The organism is Pseudoalteromonas sp. US3C1013, assembly GCF_048401115.1.
GTDB lineage: Bacteria > Pseudomonadota > Gammaproteobacteria > Enterobacterales > Alteromonadaceae > Pseudoalteromonas > Pseudoalteromonas undina.
Genome location: NZ_CP183075.1, coordinates 2,858,663 through 2,877,795, shown reverse-complemented (window position 1 = coordinate 2,877,795; position 19,133 = coordinate 2,858,663). Strand labels below are relative to the sequence as shown.

Annotated in this window: 13 protein-coding genes and 3 rRNA genes; 12 read left to right on the top strand and 4 right to left on the bottom strand. The window is 43.6% G+C overall.

Annotated elements, in window-relative coordinates:
- Window positions 1-58 precede the first annotated feature (58 nt).
- The 4 genes from ACNSN2_RS13415 to ACNSN2_RS13400 all read left to right on the top strand — a co-directional run bounded on the left by ACNSN2_RS13415 (window position 59) and on the right by ACNSN2_RS13400 (window position 7,169).
- A 16S ribosomal RNA gene (locus ACNSN2_RS13415) occupies window positions 59-1,596 on the top strand.
- A gap of 286 nt (window positions 1,597-1,882) precedes the next feature.
- Window positions 1,883-4,767: ribosomal RNA gene (locus tag ACNSN2_RS13410) — 23S ribosomal RNA — on the top strand.
- Between the two features lie 137 nt (window positions 4,768-4,904).
- A 5S ribosomal RNA gene (gene rrf / locus ACNSN2_RS13405) occupies window positions 4,905-5,019 on the top strand.
- The 16S, 23S and 5S rRNA genes sit together here, the layout of an rRNA operon.
- A 653-nt stretch (window positions 5,020-5,672) precedes the next feature.
- Window positions 5,673-7,169, top strand: a complete 1,497-nt coding sequence (locus ACNSN2_RS13400) for an NAD(P)H-hydrate dehydratase (protein WP_418607718.1) — start codon at window positions 5,673-5,675, stop codon at window positions 7,167-7,169.
- A gap of 56 nt (window positions 7,170-7,225) precedes the next feature.
- On the opposite strand, the gene rnk is transcribed toward ACNSN2_RS13400, so the two are convergent.
- From rnk to ACNSN2_RS13380, 4 genes are all read right to left on the bottom strand, one after another.
- Entirely contained in the window at window positions 7,226-7,639 is a 414-nt protein-coding gene (rnk, locus tag ACNSN2_RS13395; RefSeq protein ID WP_054202664.1) for a nucleoside diphosphate kinase regulator, read from the bottom strand.
- Window positions 7,640-7,814: 175 nt separating this feature from the next.
- The gene (gene groL / locus ACNSN2_RS13390; protein ID WP_418607715.1) at window positions 7,815-9,464 is read right to left on the bottom strand and encodes a chaperonin GroEL; all 1,650 of its coding nucleotides are present in this window, start codon (window positions 9,462-9,464) and stop codon (window positions 7,815-7,817) included.
- Between the two features lie 49 nt (window positions 9,465-9,513).
- Window positions 9,514-9,801: a co-chaperone GroES gene (locus tag ACNSN2_RS13385; RefSeq protein ID WP_008113511.1), complete on the bottom strand. Its 288-nt coding sequence runs from the start codon at window positions 9,799-9,801 to the stop codon at window positions 9,514-9,516.
- Between the two features lie 109 nt (window positions 9,802-9,910).
- Entirely contained in the window at window positions 9,911-10,390 is a 480-nt protein-coding gene (locus ACNSN2_RS13380) for an FxsA family protein (RefSeq protein ID WP_010391671.1), read from the bottom strand.
- A gap of 240 nt (window positions 10,391-10,630) precedes the next feature.
- Between ACNSN2_RS13380 and cutA the strand changes: the two genes are divergently transcribed.
- The 8 genes from cutA (at window position 10,631) to mutL (ending at window position 19,129) form a co-directional block, all read left to right on the top strand.
- Window positions 10,631-10,951 carry a divalent-cation tolerance protein CutA gene (gene cutA / locus ACNSN2_RS13375; RefSeq protein WP_010391672.1) on the top strand — a complete coding sequence of 107 codons (321 nt, stop codon included), beginning with the start codon at window positions 10,631-10,633 and terminating at the stop codon, window positions 10,949-10,951.
- Window positions 10,951-12,756, top strand: coding sequence for a protein-disulfide reductase DsbD (locus ACNSN2_RS13370; protein WP_418607713.1), 1,806 nt, complete (start codon window positions 10,951-10,953; stop codon window positions 12,754-12,756). The genes cutA and ACNSN2_RS13370 overlap by 1 nt, the downstream gene beginning before the upstream one ends.
- A 229-nt stretch (window positions 12,757-12,985) precedes the next feature.
- Window positions 12,986-13,438, top strand: coding sequence for a type II 3-dehydroquinate dehydratase (gene aroQ / locus ACNSN2_RS13365; RefSeq protein WP_418607711.1), 453 nt, complete (start codon window positions 12,986-12,988; stop codon window positions 13,436-13,438).
- 33 nt (window positions 13,439-13,471) lie between these two features.
- Window positions 13,472-13,939: an acetyl-CoA carboxylase biotin carboxyl carrier protein gene (gene accB, locus ACNSN2_RS13360; protein WP_054202660.1), complete on the top strand. Its 468-nt coding sequence runs from the start codon at window positions 13,472-13,474 to the stop codon at window positions 13,937-13,939.
- Window positions 13,940-13,965: 26 nt separating this feature from the next.
- Entirely contained in the window at window positions 13,966-15,306 is a 1,341-nt protein-coding gene (accC, locus tag ACNSN2_RS13355) for an acetyl-CoA carboxylase biotin carboxylase subunit (RefSeq protein WP_010391679.1), read from the top strand.
- A gap of 126 nt (window positions 15,307-15,432) precedes the next feature.
- Window positions 15,433-15,900 (top strand): tRNA (adenosine(37)-N6)-threonylcarbamoyltransferase complex ATPase subunit type 1 TsaE, encoded by a 468-nt coding sequence (tsaE, locus tag ACNSN2_RS13350; protein ID WP_021033095.1) that lies wholly within the window; start codon window positions 15,433-15,435, stop codon window positions 15,898-15,900.
- Between the two features lie 28 nt (window positions 15,901-15,928).
- Entirely contained in the window at window positions 15,929-17,272 is a 1,344-nt protein-coding gene (locus ACNSN2_RS13345; RefSeq protein ID WP_418607709.1) for an N-acetylmuramoyl-L-alanine amidase, read from the top strand.
- 30 nt (window positions 17,273-17,302) lie between these two features.
- Window positions 17,303-19,129 carry a DNA mismatch repair endonuclease MutL gene (mutL, locus tag ACNSN2_RS13340; protein WP_418607708.1) on the top strand — a complete coding sequence of 609 codons (1,827 nt, stop codon included), beginning with the start codon at window positions 17,303-17,305 and terminating at the stop codon, window positions 19,127-19,129.
- Window positions 19,130-19,133: the final 4 nt, after the last annotated feature.

Sequence of the window (19,133 nt, the reverse complement as noted above, 5' to 3'; positions counted from 1 at the left end):
TCGAAAGATATTAAATAAATTCAGAATTCATTGAGCTGTCGAAAGACATAAAACTTTTTAATTGAAGAGTTTGATCATGGCTCAGATTGAACGCTGGCGGCAGGCCTAACACATGCAAGTCGAGCGGTAACAGAAAGTAGCTTGCTACTTTGCTGACGAGCGGCGGACGGGTGAGTAATGCTTGGGAACATGCCTTGAGGTGGGGGACAACAGTTGGAAACGACTGCTAATACCGCATAATGTCTACGGACCAAAGGGGGCTTCGGCTCTCGCCTTTAGATTGGCCCAAGTGGGATTAGCTAGTTGGTGAGGTAATGGCTCACCAAGGCGACGATCCCTAGCTGGTTTGAGAGGATGATCAGCCACACTGGGACTGAGACACGGCCCAGACTCCTACGGGAGGCAGCAGTGGGGAATATTGCACAATGGGCGCAAGCCTGATGCAGCCATGCCGCGTGTGTGAAGAAGGCCTTCGGGTTGTAAAGCACTTTCAGTCAGGAGGAAAGGTTAGTAGTTAATACCTGCTAGCTGTGACGTTACTGACAGAAGAAGCACCGGCTAACTCCGTGCCAGCAGCCGCGGTAATACGGAGGGTGCGAGCGTTAATCGGAATTACTGGGCGTAAAGCGTACGCAGGCGGTTTGTTAAGCGAGATGTGAAAGCCCCGGGCTCAACCTGGGAACTGCATTTCGAACTGGCAAACTAGAGTGTGATAGAGGGTGGTAGAATTTCAGGTGTAGCGGTGAAATGCGTAGAGATCTGAAGGAATACCGATGGCGAAGGCAGCCACCTGGGTCAACACTGACGCTCATGTACGAAAGCGTGGGGAGCAAACAGGATTAGATACCCTGGTAGTCCACGCCGTAAACGATGTCTACTAGAAGCTCGGAACCTCGGTTCTGTTTTTCAAAGCTAACGCATTAAGTAGACCGCCTGGGGAGTACGGCCGCAAGGTTAAAACTCAAATGAATTGACGGGGGCCCGCACAAGCGGTGGAGCATGTGGTTTAATTCGATGCAACGCGAAGAACCTTACCTACACTTGACATACAGAGAACTTACCAGAGATGGTTTGGTGCCTTCGGGAGCTCTGATACAGGTGCTGCATGGCTGTCGTCAGCTCGTGTTGTGAGATGTTGGGTTAAGTCCCGCAACGAGCGCAACCCCTATCCTTAGTTGCTAGCAGGTAATGCTGAGAACTCTAAGGAGACTGCCGGTGATAAACCGGAGGAAGGTGGGGACGACGTCAAGTCATCATGGCCCTTACGTGTAGGGCTACACACGTGCTACAATGGCGCATACAGAGTGCTGCGAACCTCGCGAGAGGTAAGCGAATCACTTAAAGTGCGTCGTAGTCCGGATTGGAGTCTGCAACTCGACTCCATGAAGTCGGAATCGCTAGTAATCGCGTATCAGAATGACGCGGTGAATACGTTCCCGGGCCTTGTACACACCGCCCGTCACACCATGGGAGTGGGTTGCTCCAGAAGTAGATAGTCTAACCCTCGGGAGGACGTTTACCACGGAGTGATTCATGACTGGGGTGAAGTCGTAACAAGGTAGCCCTAGGGGAACCTGGGGCTGGATCACCTCCTTATACGATTTAGAACTTATTTGTTCGTAGTGTCCACACAGATGATTGTTAGTTAGTTTTACCCTTTGGGTTAACTAATTAATATGCTCTTTAAAAATTTGGAAAAGCTGATAATAAAATTCGTATGAATACATTGTATTTGTACAGAGTTTTCAAAAGTAAAAAAGAATGATAGCAGTATCATTCAGTGCCATTTAATCCTCGGATTAATTGGTATCTACTTTAGTATTCAATATTAACTTCTGGCGAAGTTAAACTGTCACAAAACAAAGACCCGTTTGGGTTGTATGGTTAAGTGACTAAGCGTACACGGTGGATGCCTTGGCAGTTGGAGGCGATGAAGGACGTATTAACTTGCGATAAGCCTAGTCAAGCTAGTAAAAAGCACTTGAGACTAGGATTTCCGAATGGGGAAACCCACCTGCTTGCAGGTATCGTTAACTGAATACATAGGTTAACGAGGCGAACGCGGAGAACTGAAACATCTAAGTACCCGTAGGAAAAGAAATCAACCGAGATTCCGATAGTAGCGGCGAGCGAAATCGGAACAGCCCTTAAGCTTATTATGTGTTAATGGAAGGCTCTGGAAAGTGCCACGATACAGGGTGATAGTCCCGTACATGAAAACGCATTTTAAGTGAAATCGAGTAGGTCGGAGCACGTGAAACTTTGACTGAATATAGGTGGACCATCATCTAAGGCTAAATACTCCCAACTGACCGATAGTGAACCAGTACCGTGAGGGAAAGGCGAAAAGAACCCCTGTGAGGGGAGTGAAATAGAACCTGAAACCGTGTACGTACAAGCAGTAGGAGCCCTTCGAGGGTGACTGCGTACCTTTTGTATAATGGGTCAGCGACTTATATTTTGTAGCGAGGTTAACCGATTAGGGTAGCCGTAGGGAAACCGAGTCTTAACTGGGCGAATAGTTGCAAGGTATAGACCCGAAACCCGGTGATCTAGCCATGGGCAGGTTGAAGGTTGAGTAACATCAACTGGAGGACCGAACCCACTAACGTTGAAAAGTTAGGGGATGACCTGTGGTTAGGAGTGAAAGGCTAATCAAACCGGGAGATAGCTGGTTCTCCCCGAAATCTATTTAGGTAGAGCCTCGGACGAATACTTACGGGGGTAGAGCACTGTTAAGGCTAGGGGGTCATCCCGACTTACCAACCCTTTGCAAACTCCGAATACCGTAAAGTAATATCCGGGAGACACACGGCGGGTGCTAACGTCCGTCGTGAAGAGGGAAACAACCCAGACCGCCAGCTAAGGTCCCAAAGTCATAGTTAAGTGGGAAACGATGTGGAAAGGCCCAGACAGCCAGGAGGTTGGCTTAGAAGCAGCCATCCTTTAAAGAAAGCGTAATAGCTCACTGGTCGAGTCGGTCTGCGCGGAAGATGTAACGGGGCTAAACTATGCACCGAAGCTGCGGATTCAGAATTTATTCTGAGTGGTAGGGGAGCGTTCTGTAAGCGGTTGAAGGTGTACCGGGAGGTATGCTGGACGTATCAGAAGTGCGAATGCTGACATGAGTAACGATAATGCGGGTGAAAAACCCGCACGCCGGAAGACCAAGGGTTCCTATCCCATGTTAATCAGGGTAGGGTAAGTCGACCCCTAAGGCGAGGCCGAAAGGCGTAGTCGATGGGAAACGGATTAATATTTCCGTACTTGGTATAATTGCGATGGGGGGACGGAGCAGGCTAAGCAAGCATGGCGATGGTAGTCCATGTGAAAGTGTGTAGGCTAGTGACTTAGGTAAATCCGGGTTGCTGTTAGGCTGAGACACGAGACGAGTCACCAAGGTGATGAAGTTGCTGATGCCATACTTCCAGGAAAAGCCTCTAAGCTTCAGATTATACCGAATCGTACCCCAAACCGACACAGGTGGTCAGGTAGAGAATACTAAGGCGCTTGAGAGAACTCGGGTGAAGGAACTAGGCAAAATCGTACCGTAACTTCGGGAGAAGGTACGCTCCGATTGGTGATGAGACTTGCTCTCTAAGCTGATTGGAGCCGCAGTGACCAGGTGGCTGGGACTGTTTATTAAAAACACAGCACTGTGCAAAATCGCAAGATGACGTATACGGTGTGACACCTGCCCGGTGCCGGAAGGTTAATTGATGGGGTTATCTTCGGAGAAGCTCTTGATCGAAGCCCCGGTAAACGGCGGCCGTAACTATAACGGTCCTAAGGTAGCGAAATTCCTTGTCGGGTAAGTTCCGACCTGCACGAATGGTGTAACCATGGCCACGCTGTCTCCACCCGAGACTCAGTGAAATTGAAATCGCAGTGAAGATGCTGTGTACCCGCGGCTAGACGGAAAGACCCCGTGAACCTTTACTACAGCTTGGCACTGAACATTGAACCTACATGTGTAGGATAGGTGGGAGACTTAGAAGCAGAGACGCTAGTTTTTGTGGAGTCGTCCTTGAAATACCACCCTTGTAGTTTTGATGTTCTAACGTTGGCCCCTGAATCGGGGTTACGGACAGTGCCTGGTGGGTAGTTTGACTGGGGCGGTCTCCTCCCAAAGAGTAACGGAGGAGCACGAAGGTTGGCTAAGTACGGTCGGACATCGTACGGTTAGTGTAATGGTAGAAGCCAGCTTAACTGCGAGACAGACACGTCGAGCAGGTACGAAAGTAGGTCATAGTGATCCGGTGGTTCTGAATGGAAGGGCCATCGCTCAACGGATAAAAGGTACTCCGGGGATAACAGGCTGATACCGCCCAAGAGTTCATATCGACGGCGGTGTTTGGCACCTCGATGTCGGCTCATCACATCCTGGGGCTGAAGTCGGTCCCAAGGGTATGGCTGTTCGCCATTTAAAGTGGTACGCGAGCTGGGTTTAGAACGTCGTGAGACAGTTCGGTCCCTATCTGCCGTGGGCGTTTGAGAATTGAGAGGGGTTGCTCCTAGTACGAGAGGACCGGAGTGAACGAACCGCTGGTGTTCGGGTTGTCATGCCAATGGCATTGCCCGGTAGCTACGTTCGGAACTGATAAGCGCTGAAAGCATCTAAGCGCGAAGCAGGCCTCGAGATGAGTTCTCACTAGACTTTTAAAGTCTCTGAAGGGCCGTTGAAGACTACAACGTTGATAGGCAAGATGTGGAAGTGGTGTGAGCCATTAAGCTAACTTGTACTAATTACCCGTGAGGCTTAACCATACAACGCCAAACGCGTTTTATGTGATAGTGAAACAAGCGAAGAAGTTAATATAACTAAAGTAGATACTAGAAGACTTTATTATCAGAATTCCAAATTTTAGTTAGTGCGTAGTAATACGGACTGACACCCAAATTTGCTTGGTGACAATAGCGTTTTGGACCCACCTGACCCCATGCCGAACTCAGTAGTGAAACGAAACAGCGCCGATGATAGTGTAGCATTTGTTATGTGAAAGTAGGACATTACCAGGCTCCAAATACAAGAAAGCCCGACTCGAAAGAGTCGGGCTTTTTTACGTCTGCAGAAAAGTGAAAATATTAGCCGTCAGCCGTCAGCCGTCAGCCGTCAGCTATCAGCTGCACAGCGTTAACCTGACCATCGTAGCGTCGGTTGAATATCTCGAAACCCACGGATAAAAGAACACGACAGAGGATGAGAGCGTAGCATTTGTTATGTGGCTCTCCATCGCTGTGGGCACTAAGACATTCTACTGCGTTGTCGCTACGAAGTAGCGCACCGACTCTAAATACAAGAAAGCCCGACTCGAAAGAGCCGAGCTTTTTTGTATCTGCAGGGAAGTGAAAAAAAAATGTAAAAGGTTAAAGGTATTAGGCTAAAGGAAGATAATTGATCAGAGCCGATTCCAGGACATACTACTTTGCTGTCGCTTCGAAGTAGCACACCGACTCCAAATGTAAGAGAAGTGCAAAGCATCCGGCTTTAGGTAAAATAAGCCCTGCTTTACGCTGACCTCCTATTAACTTCTCTTGTATGGTTATCCTCGTTATATAAAATTAATAGCTCCTTAAATAAAGCCTTATAGATTACATAACTATGTTTTACTTGAAAAAGAATTTATAAAGCCCAAAATGAAATTAAGTATTCTTATTAAATTGAGCTGTTTATGTCATTACTACTAACGCCACCTAAGTGCGAGCAATTGACCTATTTGTCAAAACAAATAAAAGGGTATGAAGAACAAGCAGTCCATGCTACCGGCGCAGACCTTTACACGCTGATGCAGCGTGCCGCGGAGGCTGTTTTTTGCTGTTGGAAAACCTTTAATGCAAAACAAACGTTAGTTATTACAGGTAATGGAAATAATGCTGGAGATGGTTATGAGGTAGCTCGGTTAATCAAACAAGCAGATCGGCATGTAGTTGTTTGCGCGATTAATCCGAATAAAGCCTTATCCGGAGATGCAGCAAAAGCACAAAAGCAATGGATTGATTCCGGTGGTGAAATTTGTAACTTTAGCGCTGATGCACTCGATGAGTGTGATGTGATAATTGATGCATTACTCGGCACTGGTCTTGAGAATACGGTACGCGATAATGTTGCTACTATTATTAAAGCGGTAAATGAAAGCACTAAACCTATACTGAGTATTGATGTGCCGTCAGGTATTAATGCAGATACAGGCTGTACTCAAGGAACAGCCATTATGGCCACCAAAACAATGACATTAGTTGGGATAAAGCAAGGACTCACCACGGCTAAAGGAAAGCAGCATGCCGGGCAGTTGTATTTCGATGAGTTAGGTATTGGCGAGCAATTTATGAAATTAGCCACCCCTTCTGCTCAGATTATTAATATAGACAGCTTTAAACCTTTGCCTGAGCGCTCAGTGAGTAGCCATAAAGGTAGTCATGGAAAGTTATTATGTATAGGAGGAAACCACGGCTCTGCAGGAGCTATTAGATTAAGTGCTGAAAGTGGATTAAGGTCTGGTGCTGGAATGGTAAAAGTGTATACCCATGAACATGCCGTTTTACCTGTGAGCATCGGGCGACCAGAGCTTATGGTAACTAGTGAACACTTGGATGATGCCCTAGCATGGTCAACGTGTGTAGTTATCGGTCCAGGTTTAGGCCAAGATGAATGGGCCCAAAAAACCTTTGAGCAGGCAATCCGTTATTGCCAGCAAAACAATATCCCTACTGTTATTGATGCAGACGCCTTAAACTTATTAGCTAAGCAATCATCTTCTCATAAATTAAATAATACCGTGCTAACGCCTCATCCTGCAGAGGCTGCACGGTTATTAAACTTAACTACCTCTGAGGTTGAGTCTGATCGTTTTTATTATGCTCGACAATGTGCGATCAACTTCGCAGCGACCTCTATTTTAAAGGGCGCAGGTACGCTAATCGATAATACCGAGCATACTTGGATATGTGAAAATAGTAACCCTGGTTTGGCTGTAGGAGGAAGTGGTGATGTGCTTAGTGGTATAATTGGGGCGTTAATGGCTCAAGGATTAAATACCAGTGAGGCAGCATGTTATGGCGTTGTGTTACATGCAAAGGCGGGTGATAGAGCCTGTGAACAATCAGGGCAAAGAGGAATGTTAGCCAGTGACTTATTTGCGCATGTAAGAGCACTGATCAATCATAAATAGTAAAAGCAGCAGTGACTGGCTGTGCTAGCTAATGTCTTCGCTGCTTGTTTTGGCTACTATCTGTGAAGCTCACCAGCTCTTTCAGGCTGATAAGTAACTTCTTTGATGGTTACTGTTACTAATCCACCGCCAGGCTTTGGCCATTCAATTTGATCTCCTTGTGAAAGGCCAAGTAATGCACTACCTACAGGGGCTAAGATTGATATTTTGTCGCCAATTGAATCAATATTTTTTGGGTAAACAAGCGTTAAAGTAAACTCTTCGCCTGTAGATTCAACAACAAAGTTCACAGTTGAATTCATGGTTACCACGGTTGCGGGAACTTCGTGCGGCTCAACTATGCTGGCTCGTGCAAGTTCTGCTTCAAGTTCTTTTTCACCCGCAAAGCTGTTTGCAGGCAACGACTCCATCAGTGCATACAACCTATCTGCATCCAGCGATGAAATGATAATTTCAGGTTTTGTATTCAACTTAATATCCTTAATCATGTTAAATAAAATTTACTCTGGTATAGCTTGCAGGAACTCAGTTGCATTGGAATACACTGAGTTAATTTTATTGTTGTTTAGTGAATTTATTTTATCTCTATTGCTAAAAACCCAGCCGAAGCTGGGTTTTTATTTGAGCTAAGTGTTTAGGGGATGATTACATCATGCCGCCCATTCCACCCATGCCGCCCATGCCACCCATATCAGGTGCACCAGCTGCTTCTTCTTTAGGAATTTCAGCAACCATAGCCTCTGTAGTGATCATTAGACCAGCAATCGATCCTGCAAATTGTAATGCAGAGCGCGTTACTTTCGTTGGATCTAGGATACCCATTTCAATCATGTCGTTGTATTCGCCAGTGGCTGCATTGTACCCGTAGTTACCTTCGCCGCCTTTAACTGCGTTAATAACAACTGATGCTTCGTCGCCTGCGTTTGTAACGATTTGACGAAGTGGTGCTTCCATCGCACGAAGTGCCACTTTAATACCGTGGTTTTGATCTTCGTTGTCGCCAAGTAGCTCAACTAGCTTGCTAGCAGCACGAACTAATGCAACACCACCACCTGGTACTACGCCTTCTTCAACCGCTGCGCGAGTTGCATGTAATGCATCTTCAACACGATCTTTTTTCTCTTTCATTTCAATTTCAGTAGCGGCACCTACTTTGATTACTGCAACACCGCCAGCTAACTTAGCCATGCGCTCTTGTAGTTTTTCTTTGTCGTAGTCTGAAGTCGCTTCTTCAATTTGTGCTTTGATTTGTGCAACACGGCCGTTAATGCCGTCTTCTTCACCAGCACCATCAATGATTGTTGTGTCATCTTTAGTGATTACTACACGTTTAGCTGTACCCAAGTCTTCAACTGTTGCTTTTTCAAGTTCAAGGCCGATTTCTTCAGAAATCACAGTACCGCCAGTTAAAACCGCGATATCTTGTAGCATTGCTTTACGACGATCGCCAAAGCCAGGTGCTTTAACCGCTGATACTTTTACAATACCACGCATGTTATTAACTACTAGTGTCGCTAACGCTTCACCTTCAAGGTCTTCTGCGATGATTAGTAGAGGCTTGCTTGCTTTTGCAACCGCTTCTAATGTTGGTAATAATTCACGGATGTTAGATATTTTTTTATCTACAAGTAAGATAAATGGGTTATCTAGTTCAACTGCGCCTTTTTCAGCGTTGTTGATGAAGTATGGAGATAAGTAACCACGGTCAAACTGCATGCCTTCTACAACATCTAGTTCGTTTTCAAGTGATTGACCTTCTTCAACCGTGATAACACCAGTATTACGGCCTACTTTTTCCATTGCATCAGCAATGATTTCACCAATCTCTTTATCAGAGTTAGCTGAAATAGTACCTACTTGTGCAATTGCTTTAGTATCAGCACATGGAACAGAAAGAGCTTTAAGTTCTGCTGTTGCAGCAATGATTGCTTTATCAATACCGCGCTTAAGATCCATTGGGTTCATACCCGCAGCAACCGCTTTAAGACCTTCGTTAACAATAGATTGAGCAAGCACGGTTGCGGTAGTGGTACCGTCACCAGCAGCATCATTTGCTTTAGACGCTACTTCTTTAACCATTTGTGCGCCCATGTTTTCAAACTTGTCTTCAAGTTCGATTTCTTTAGCTACAGATACACCATCTTTAGTGATTACTGGGGAGCCAAATGATTTGTCTAGTACAACGTTACGACCTTTAGGGCCCAATGTTACTTTTACTGCGTTTGCTAAAATGTTTACGCCAGTTAGCATTTTTGCACGTGCGTCGCCTGCAAACAGTACTTCTTTTGCTGCCATGTTTAATTTCCTCTAAATTCTTAAAATGTGTGTTAAACGAAAAGTAGGTTTAGCCTACAATGCCTAAAATATTATCTTCACGCATGATCAGGTATTCTTGACCTTCGATCTTTTCAGTTTTTTCAACATATGAGCCAAATAACACAGTGTCACCGGCTTTCACTTCTAACGCGCGAACGTCACCGTTTTCTAAAACGCGACCATTACCTACGGCAACAACTTCTCCACGAGTTGATTTTTCAGCTGCAGAGCCAGTTAATACAATACCGCCAGCAGACTTGGTTTCTTCTTCTAGACGCTTGATGATTACGCGATCTTGTAAAGGACGAATGTTCATGTTTTTAGTTCTCCTAACAGTTTCTGAACAGTACAGAAAAAAGTGTATCTAATTTGCTTTCATTAATGGGGGTAGAGTGAAAAATTCCAAGAGAAAAAATGATAAATTTTTAATCTTTTCGCTCGTATTCACCATCTATAGTATTGGGACGGTTTTCATCTTGCTCATGATGCATTGATTGATGAGGTTGTGAAAATCCTGAAGTACCTGTTTGATGCATACTAGCGCTCATTCTCACCGTTGCTTGGCTGGCAAGCCCTGCGGCTAATTTATTGCGAATAGCTGGAGTAAGAAGCAGTAGGCCAAATACATCCGTCATAATGCCGGGTGTTAGTAAAAGTACGCCAGCAATAATCACACAAATACCCGTAAACAACTCTTTAGCCGGCATTTGCCCTTGAGCCATTTGCACTTGTACGTTTTGTAGTGCGCCCATTCCTTGCTGTTTCACCATTTTCGCACCCACAATCGCGGTTAGTACCACTAAAGCAATTGTTGCGAAGCCACCTATCACGTCACTAACCTGAATTAGTAAGGCAATTTCAATAATTGGGATGATGATAAACAGCAAAAATAAAATTCTAAACATAAGACTCTCTAAAAAAATGACACTTATTAAGGTGCTAATGAAATATAAGTGAGGGTTGTCGGGTCTATTTTCAAGCTAATAAGAGTAAGTAATAGACTTTAATGTAAGTAAAGTTGCAGGTGGCGGGTCTAAATCAATTTACTGCAAAGACCCAAAATGTAGACAGAGTTCGTGTCTACACATTACACCCGCTATCAGCTACTATGGGGCTAGACCCCCGTAAACAAGTAAAGGTTCACTATGACAACGCAATTTAAACTTATTTTTACCACTTGCAAAGATAACGATGAAGCCCGTTTATTGGCTATGGCTCTAATAGAAAAGAAACTAGCCGCTTGTGTAAATATTTTACCGGCCATGAGTTCTATTTACATATGGGAAGGTGAAGTAGCCGAGGCAACTGAAGTAAAGCTACTAATTAAAACTAAGGCTGACAAAATGAACGATGTATTTTTAACCTTAAAAGATCTTCACAGCTACGAAGTACCAGAAATACAAGTTGTTGATGTGGCAACGGGTAACTTGGCTTACTTTAATTGGATGGATGAGGTGCTTCATTAATGCGCTTTATTTTATTTTTTTTATTAGGCGTTTTAATGGCGCCTGCTTGGGCAACACAAAATACCCTTGAGGATTTTCTCAAACCTACTCAGCACACATTTTTACCGGTCAATGAAGCGTTTGTATTTGATTTTGACCAGCAAGGAAGTACGTTATTTGTTGGTTGGGATATCGCTGATGACTATTACTTATATAAAGACAAAATAGAAATTATTGCCAAAGGTGCCAGCATTGATGTGCCTGAGTTGGGCTCTGGTGAAATAATTGAAGATGAGTTTTTTGGCAAAACTGAGGTGTTTTTTAATTCTATCAGCGTTATTAGCAAGTTGAGTAATATCAGTGAAGATGGCGTTGTTAAGGTGCGCTATCAAGGCTGCGCAAAAGCAGGGCTGTGTTATCCACCTGAAATCATCAGCATTCCATTAAGTGTACTGGCAAGTGAAACTAATACTAATGAAAATACAGCAGCAAGTAGTGCATTTGCGGCACTTAGCCAACCTGTAGAAAAACCTGTTACTACAGCAACACCCGAGAAAGAGCTCACCTATACAGAGCAGTTAGCCAGCCAAAGCTTAATGGTTAATTTAGCTATATTTTTTGCTGTGGGCGTAGGTTTGGCATTTACACCTTGTGTATTTCCGATGTTTCCTATTTTATCTAGCTTAATTGCAGGGCAAAAGAACCTGTCTACCAAAAAAGCATTTGCCCTATCATTTGTTTATATTCAAGGTATGGCGGTTACCTATGCCGCATTGGGGTTAGTGGTTGCTGCATTAGGCGGACAAGTACAAGGTTACTTACAGCACCCATATGTATTGATAAGTTTTAGCTTATTGTTTGTGTTGTTGGCTATGTCGATGTTCGGTTGGTACGAAATAAAGTTACCCAGCGGCATGATGAACAAGCTAACCCAAGTGAGTAACAATCAAAAAGGCGGTAACTACATTGGGGTATTCCTGATGGGGGTTTTATCAGGGCTTATTGCATCACCTTGTACCACTGCGCCTTTATCAGCCGCATTATTATTTGTGGCACAAAGCGGCGATTACTTAGTGGGTGGACTAACGCTTTATGTACTTAGCCTAGGAATGGGTTTACCGTTGTTACTCCTTGGTACATCGGGAGGTAAGTTATTACCGAAAGCTGGCGGATGGATGGAACAAGTTAAAACCTTATTTGGTTTTATTATGTTAGTTGTGCCACTTATTTTGTTAGAGCGAATTATCGATATCGAGATAATTTTACTATTAGCAGGTCTATTAGCTATCGCCACAGCGCTTTATTTTCATCATTGGCAAAGCGCCCAAGCACAAGGTAAATTAAAAACCTTATTGTGGGTTATTGCTGTTTTATTAGTGCTTACGGGCTTTAATTTAACCAAAAATTATTTTTGGCCAACACAAAACGTGAGCTTGCAAACAACCACGCAAAGCAATGAGTTTAAGCACGTTGCTAACTTAGCCGAGTTGAAGCAAGCAGTTTCACAAGCAAATAGTGAGGGTCGTATGGTAATGGTGGACTTATACGCTGACTGGTGTGTAGCGTGTAAAGAGTTTGAGCATTACACATTTCCTGACCCGCAAGTGCAAAGTGAGTTTAGTCATTATCAACTGATTCAAATTGACTTAACCCAAAGCGATAATGAAACAATTGAGCTAATGGAAGCATATTCAGTGTTTGGTTTACCGAGTATTTTATTCTTCAATACTCAAGGTGAAGAGTTAAGTACACAACGTGTAACTGGCTTTTTAAATGCAGATGATTTTGCTAAGCACCTAGCTGCAGTGCGTGCCAGCGCTGAATAACCATTCTTTATGGCACAACATGATTGGTAATGTTGTGCCACTATTCTCCCCTTAAGATAGTCCCCGAAATAGAGATTAGACCAGTATTTTGCTGCTATTTACTTCGAAATCACTATAATAGTTGGTTAACGTGAGAAATTGTTGCTATCTTACTTTTTTCTGCTTACTTTTTAGAGAAAAACTAGTTAGTAACCGCTTAACTCATTACTTATAGGATATATCGCGTATTATGGCTGCAAAATTAAAGATTTTAGTTATAAATGGCCCAAATTTAAACATGCTAGGAAAGCGTGAACCTGATAAGTACGGTTCGCATTCTTTAGAGCATATTGTGAGCGAGTTAAACAGCGCTGCTAATAGTTTAGGTGTGGAGTTAACGCATTTTCAAAGTAATAGTGAACAAGCGCTCATTGAACGCATTCATGATGCTTGGCAAACGGTTGATTACATAATAATTAACCCTGCAGCATTTACGCACACAAGCGTCGCATTACGTGATGCATTGCTAAGCGTTGATATTCCGTTTTTTGAAGTGCACTTAAGTAATGTGCATGCACGTGAAACGTTTCGCCATCATTCTTATTTTTCTGATGTGGCGCAAGGCGTTATTTGTGGATTAGGTGCAATGGGTTATCACGCTGCTTTAAATGCAGCAGTCAGCCGATTGCAAAACTCAAACTAAATTTAAACTAACAAACTAATAGGCGGGCCGTTTATGGATATTCGCAAGATCAAAAAACTAATTGAATTAGTAGAAGAATCAGGTATTGCAGAACTAGAAATCACTGAAGGTGAAGAATCAGTACGTATTAACCGTAATAACATGAGTGCCGGTCCTGCGTATGCGCAATTCGCACCTCAGCAATACGCCCCAGCAGCACCTGCTCCAGCCGCGGCTGCACCATCAGCACCTGCAGCCGTAGAGTCTGAAGCACCTGCAGGTCCTACAGGCCATCAAGTTAAATCACCTATGGTAGGTTCTTTTTATGCAGCAGCTTCTCCAGAAGCACCAGCATATGTTGAAGTGGGCTCTCAGGTTAAAGTTGGCGACACGTTATGTATCGTTGAAGCAATGAAAATGATGAACCAAATTGAGTCAGATAAAGCCGGTACAGTAAAAGCTATCTTAGTAGAAAACGGCGAGCCAGTAGAATTTGATCAACCTTTATTCATCATTGAATAATAGCGCAACGTAAAAGGCCAACTCTCATGTTAGATAAAGTAGTCATTGCAAACCGAGGTGAAATTGCACTTCGTATATTGCGCGCCTGCAAAGAGCTTGGGATCAAAACGGTTGCTGTGCATTCAACGGCGGATCGCGATCTTAAGCACGTATTACTAGCAGATGAAACCATCTGTATTGGTAAACCAGCAGCAACTGAAAGTTACTTAGACATTCCACGCATTATTGCCGCAGCAGAAATTACTGATGCAGTCGCTATCCACCCAGGTTATGGTTTTCTTGCTGAAAATGCAGACTTTGCCGACCAAGTTGAGCAAAGTGGCTTTGTATTTATCGGTCCTCGTGGCGATACTATTCGTCTAATGGGCGATAAAGTATCGGCAATCGAAGCGATGCGTAAAGCGGGTGTTCCTTGTGTACCTGGCTCTGATGGTCCGGTATCGGATGATAAAGAACGCAACATGCAAATTGCTAAGCGTATTGGTTACCCAGTAATTATTAAAGCAGCTGGCGGCGGCGGTGGCCGCGGTATGCGTGTTGTTCGCAACGAAGCTGAGTTAATCAATTCAATTTCGCTTACGCAACAAGAAGCAAAGCAGTTCTTTGGCAACAGCATGGTTTACATGGAGAAATTCCTTGAAAACCCACGTCACATCGAAGTACAAGTATTGGCCGACGGTCAAGGCAATGCGGTTCACTTAGGTGAGCGTGATTGTTCAATGCAGCGTCGTCACCAAAAAGTAGTTGAAGAAGCACCAGCACCAGGGATTACTGCAGAAGTACGTAAGTTCATAGGTGAGCGTTGTACTCGCGCATGTATTGAAATTGGTTATCGTGGTGCGGGTACGTTTGAGTTTTTATACGAGAACGGTGAATTTTACTTCATTGAAATGAATACCCGTATTCAGGTTGAGCACCCTGTAACTGAAATGGTTACCGGTGTTGATTTAATCAAAGAGCAGTTAAAAATTGCCGCTGGTCAGCCTTTGTCATTCACTCAAGAAGATGTGGTTATTCGTGGTCATGCTATTGAGTGTCGTATTAATGCTGAAGACCCAGAAACCTTTATTCCATCGCCAGGTAAGATCACCCGTTTTCACCCAGCTGGTGGTTTAGGTATTCGTTGGGACAGTCATATTTACGCTGACTACACCGTTCCTCCACATTACGATTCTATGATTGGTAAGCTGATCACTTACGGTGAAAACCGTGATGTCGCTATCGCCCGAGCACGTAATGCGCTTAATGAACTCGTTATCGATGGTATTAAAACCAATACGCCACTGCATAAACGTATTCTTGCAGATGAAAACTTCAAAAATGGTGGTACAAATATCCACTACCTTGAGAAGAAATTAGGACTGTAAAGTCCATGCTAATTAAAAACCGGCTTAAGCCGGTTTTTTTATCTTTAAAAAAGAGGCAGTATCACCTTAAATAAATAATCTGGTATGATTAACAAATATGCGCTTTTCGTAAATTTTGAGGTAATCATGTCGTGTAGTTTTAATTTTCATTTAGTCGATGAAAATGCCACTGTTGCTATGGGTAATAAATTAGCTGCCATAATAGAGCAGGGCGCAGTTATTTATTTGCATGGTGACTTAGGGGCCGGTAAAACGACATTTACTCGCGGTATAGTGCAAGGTTTTGGTCATACAGGTAAGGTTAAAAGTCCCACTTATACACTTGTTGAACCCTACGAGCTTGTACGTGGCAATGTTTATCATTTTGACTTATATCGATTAGGTGACCCAGAAGAGCTTGAATTTATGGGGATTCGCGATTATTTTTCAGAAACGGCAACTTGTATAGTTGAGTGGCCGGAAAAAGGCGGAGAATTTATTCCTGTTCCCGATCTAAATGCTACGCTAAGTTATGTAGGTGATGAGCGTAAAATTGTTATTAACAGTGCGAGTGAGCGTGGTGTAGCAATTGTCAAAAAACTAAATAATAGATAATAAAATAGTTAAGGCAGTGATTATCAAAATGAGTCGTGGTTTAGTTAAACTTTTTATTTACCTCATGGTTTTTACAGTGAGCTTGCCATTGTGGGCGCAAAACACTATTAATAGTGTGCGTGTCTGGCCATCACCTGATAGCACACGGGTGGTGTTTGATCTCGACGATAAACCCGACTTTAGTTACTTTATGTTAAAAAACCCAAGTCGTTTAGTGGTTGATTTAGAAAATACGGATGAGTTGAAAACATTGCCAGGTGTGCCATCAAAGCACCAAATAGTTAGTAAGTTACGCTACTCAAAACCTAAAAATAAACACAGCGTGCGTTTAGTGTTTGAATTAAGCGGACCGGTCAAGCCTGTGGTATTTGCATTGGCACCTACGGGGCCTTATAAAAACAGGTTAGTGGTCGACTTATACGACAAGAGTCAATCTCAAGGGGCGGTCAGTCCGGCACAAACGGCAGCTAAAAAACGCCAGTTAAGCCAAGAACGCGACATTGTTATTGCCATTGATGCAGGCCATGGTGGTGAAGACCCAGGTTCCATTGGCCCATCAGGTACTTACGAAAAAGACATCACTTTGCAGATTGCCAAGCGTTTAGAGCGCATGATTGATGCTGAGCGAGGCATGATTTCGCGTATGGTTCGCAGTGGCGATTACTTTGTTAAACTTAATACACGAACTAATCGCGCTCGCCAGAAAAAAGCCGATTTTTTTGTCTCTATTCATGCAGATGCGTTTACCAGTCCGGGACCCAATGGTGCTTCTGTATGGGTGTTGTCGCTGCGACGTGCCAATTCGGAAATTGGTAAATGGATTGAGGATAAAGAAAAACACTCAGAGTTACTTGGCGGTGCTGCCGATGTAATTAAAGATGCTGCAAATGAAAAGTACTTAGCACAAGCCTTGCTTGATATGTCGATGGATCATTCCATGAAAACAGGGCTAAGTGTTGCAGATGAAGTGATAAAAGAATTAAAAAAAGTAGCAAAAATGCACAAAAAGGCACCGCAACATGCCAGCCTTGCAGTATTGAAGTCGCCAGATATTCCGTCTATTTTAGTTGAAACTGGGTTTATCTCTAATCCTCGTGAAGAACGACTACTAAAAAGCGCCAATCACCAAGAGCGTTTGGCGAAAGCGATGTTTACCTCAATTAAAAATTACTATTTACGCAACCCGCCTGACGACTCACTGTTTGCGTCATTAAAATCTCAATACCCGACAAAGCACAAGGTACGTCCGGGGGAATCACTGAGTATGTTGGCTGGTCGATATGGCGTTAGTATTAGTAAAATAAAACAGGTTAATAAGCTCAGTTCAAATACGCTATTTATTGGCCAGGAACTTGATATTCCTCAGAGTTAATTTTAAAAGCGCACAACATTTAAGGTTTTTATGAGTATTGAAATATTACCTGCGCGCTTGGCAAACCAAATTGCGGCGGGTGAAGTTGTTGAGCGTCCCGCGTCGGTGGTTAAAGAGTTAGTAGAAAATAGCCTAGATGCAGGTGCGACACGTATTCAAATAGATATTGAACGCGGTGGTCATAAGCTGATTCGAATTCGTGATAATGGTTCAGGCATTGCAAAAGAGGAGCTCACATTAGCGCTTTCTCGCCATGCTACCAGTAAACTAAAGTCGCTCGATGACTTAGAAAATATTTGCTCTTTAGGTTTTAGAGGCGAAGCTCTCGCGTCTATTAGCTCGGTATCTCGCTTAACCTTAAGCTCAAAGCCCGAACAGCAAGAAGCCGCTTGGCAAGCCTTTGCACAAGGTCGAGATATGGCCGTGGAGGTAAAGCCTGTGGCACATCCCAGCGGTACTACAATTGAAGTAAAAGACTTATTTTTTAATACCCCAGCACGGCGTAAGTTTTTACGTACCGAAAAAACTGAGTTTAGCCATATTGATGAGCTTATAAAGCGGATTGCACTGAGTCGCTTTGACGTATCAATTACGTTAACCCATAACGAAAAAGTGGTGCGTCAGTATCGTCCTAAAACCGAACCTGCTCAAGCGATTACACGAGTTGCCCAAGTGGCGGGTAAAGCGTTTGCAGAGCAAGGACTGCATATTCAATCAGGTGAAGCAGGGCTGCAACTACATGGTTGGGTGCTCCCGGTTGGCTCGGCTAATACTACACAGTACACCTATGTAAATAATCGTATGATGCGCGATAAACTAATTTTGCATGCTATTCGCCAAGCATTTGAAGAAGTCAGCGGTGAGCAAGAGTTACCCGGGTTTGTGATTTATATTGATATAGATCCACGTCAAGTGGATGTAAACGTTCATCCTGCTAAACATGAGGTGCGCTTTCATCAAGGGCGCTTAGTACACGACTTTATTTTGCAAGCGATAAAACAAGTTGTTGTGCCCCTGCAAGCTGAGTTTTCAAACTCCAGTGAAGCTAATGATAATAGCCCACCGGTGGCTGCATTTAATGCACACACTACTACCAGTAGTGAACCGTTTGATTACCCTAAGTCGTCATTACAGCCTAGTCGGTCATCTTTAGCGCATAGCACAACTTATAGTGGTGCAACTCAAGGTACAGGTAATCAACAACGTGCCGAAAGTCGAAATTACCATGACGTAAATGCGTTTTATCAAGGAGTGAGTGAGCAGCAAGCACATCACTTTGATAATCCAGCACCATTTGTGCAATCAGATGAGACTCAAGTATCAGATACAGCGCTTCGTACTGTCGATATAATAACCATTGAACAGGGCGCTTGTGTGTTTAATGATGAAAACCAACTTTATTGTTCACACTTTAAATATGCGCTAGCGGATGATTGGCTTGCACAAATTAAAGAGCAAGGCAGCCTTGAGGGCAAAGCATTGTTATTACCCGTACGGGTCAATGTCTCAAAACAAGATATCGAACTGCTGGCTACGCAACAATCATGGTTTACTTTGCTTGGCTTTGAACTTTTAATTGAAAAACAATTTGTTATGGTTAAGAAGTTGCCTGTTTGCTTGTACTTACTTGACGTGAGTACCGCGGTAGATGCCTTACTTGATGGGTGTAAAGCTCAGTTAGAAAGTATTGATCAGTGGCTAGCGTGGCAGGTAAATGTAATACCTACACGGTTCTATGCCAGTAAAGCCTTTGCAGTACAGCAAACTCGCTTACAAAATAATGCGCAAACAATTGAACGTTTACGTGAAAAAGCAGTTAAAATAGATCTAAAGTCTTATCTAGCGCAATTTAATTAGGGTA

Excerpts from the sequence above, each read along its gene's own strand:
- mutL (WP_418607708.1), top strand. The coding sequence starts at position 17,303 with ATGAGTATTGAAATATTACCTGCGCGCTTGGCAAACCAAATTGCGGCG.
- ACNSN2_RS13370 (WP_418607713.1), top strand. The coding sequence starts at position 10,951 with ATGCGCTTTATTTTATTTTTTTTATTAGGCGTTTTAATGGCGCCTGCT.
- ACNSN2_RS13400 (WP_418607718.1), top strand. The coding sequence starts at position 5,673 with ATGTCATTACTACTAACGCCACCTAAGTGCGAGCAATTGACCTATTTG.
- tsaE (WP_021033095.1), top strand. The coding sequence starts at position 15,433 with ATGTCGTGTAGTTTTAATTTTCATTTAGTCGATGAAAATGCCACTGTT.
- aroQ (WP_418607711.1), top strand. The coding sequence starts at position 12,986 with ATGGCTGCAAAATTAAAGATTTTAGTTATAAATGGCCCAAATTTAAAC.
- accC (WP_010391679.1), top strand. The coding sequence starts at position 13,966 with ATGTTAGATAAAGTAGTCATTGCAAACCGAGGTGAAATTGCACTTCGT.
- ACNSN2_RS13380 (WP_010391671.1), bottom strand. The coding sequence starts at position 10,390 with ATGTTTAGAATTTTATTTTTGCTGTTTATCATCATCCCAATTATTGAA.
- cutA (WP_010391672.1), top strand. The coding sequence starts at position 10,631 with ATGACAACGCAATTTAAACTTATTTTTACCACTTGCAAAGATAACGAT.
- accB (WP_054202660.1), top strand. The coding sequence starts at position 13,472 with ATGGATATTCGCAAGATCAAAAAACTAATTGAATTAGTAGAAGAATCA.
- ACNSN2_RS13345 (WP_418607709.1), top strand. The coding sequence starts at position 15,929 with ATGAGTCGTGGTTTAGTTAAACTTTTTATTTACCTCATGGTTTTTACA.
- ACNSN2_RS13385 (WP_008113511.1), bottom strand. The coding sequence starts at position 9,801 with ATGAACATTCGTCCTTTACAAGATCGCGTAATCATCAAGCGTCTAGAA.
- groL (WP_418607715.1), bottom strand. The coding sequence starts at position 9,464 with ATGGCAGCAAAAGAAGTACTGTTTGCAGGCGACGCACGTGCAAAAATG.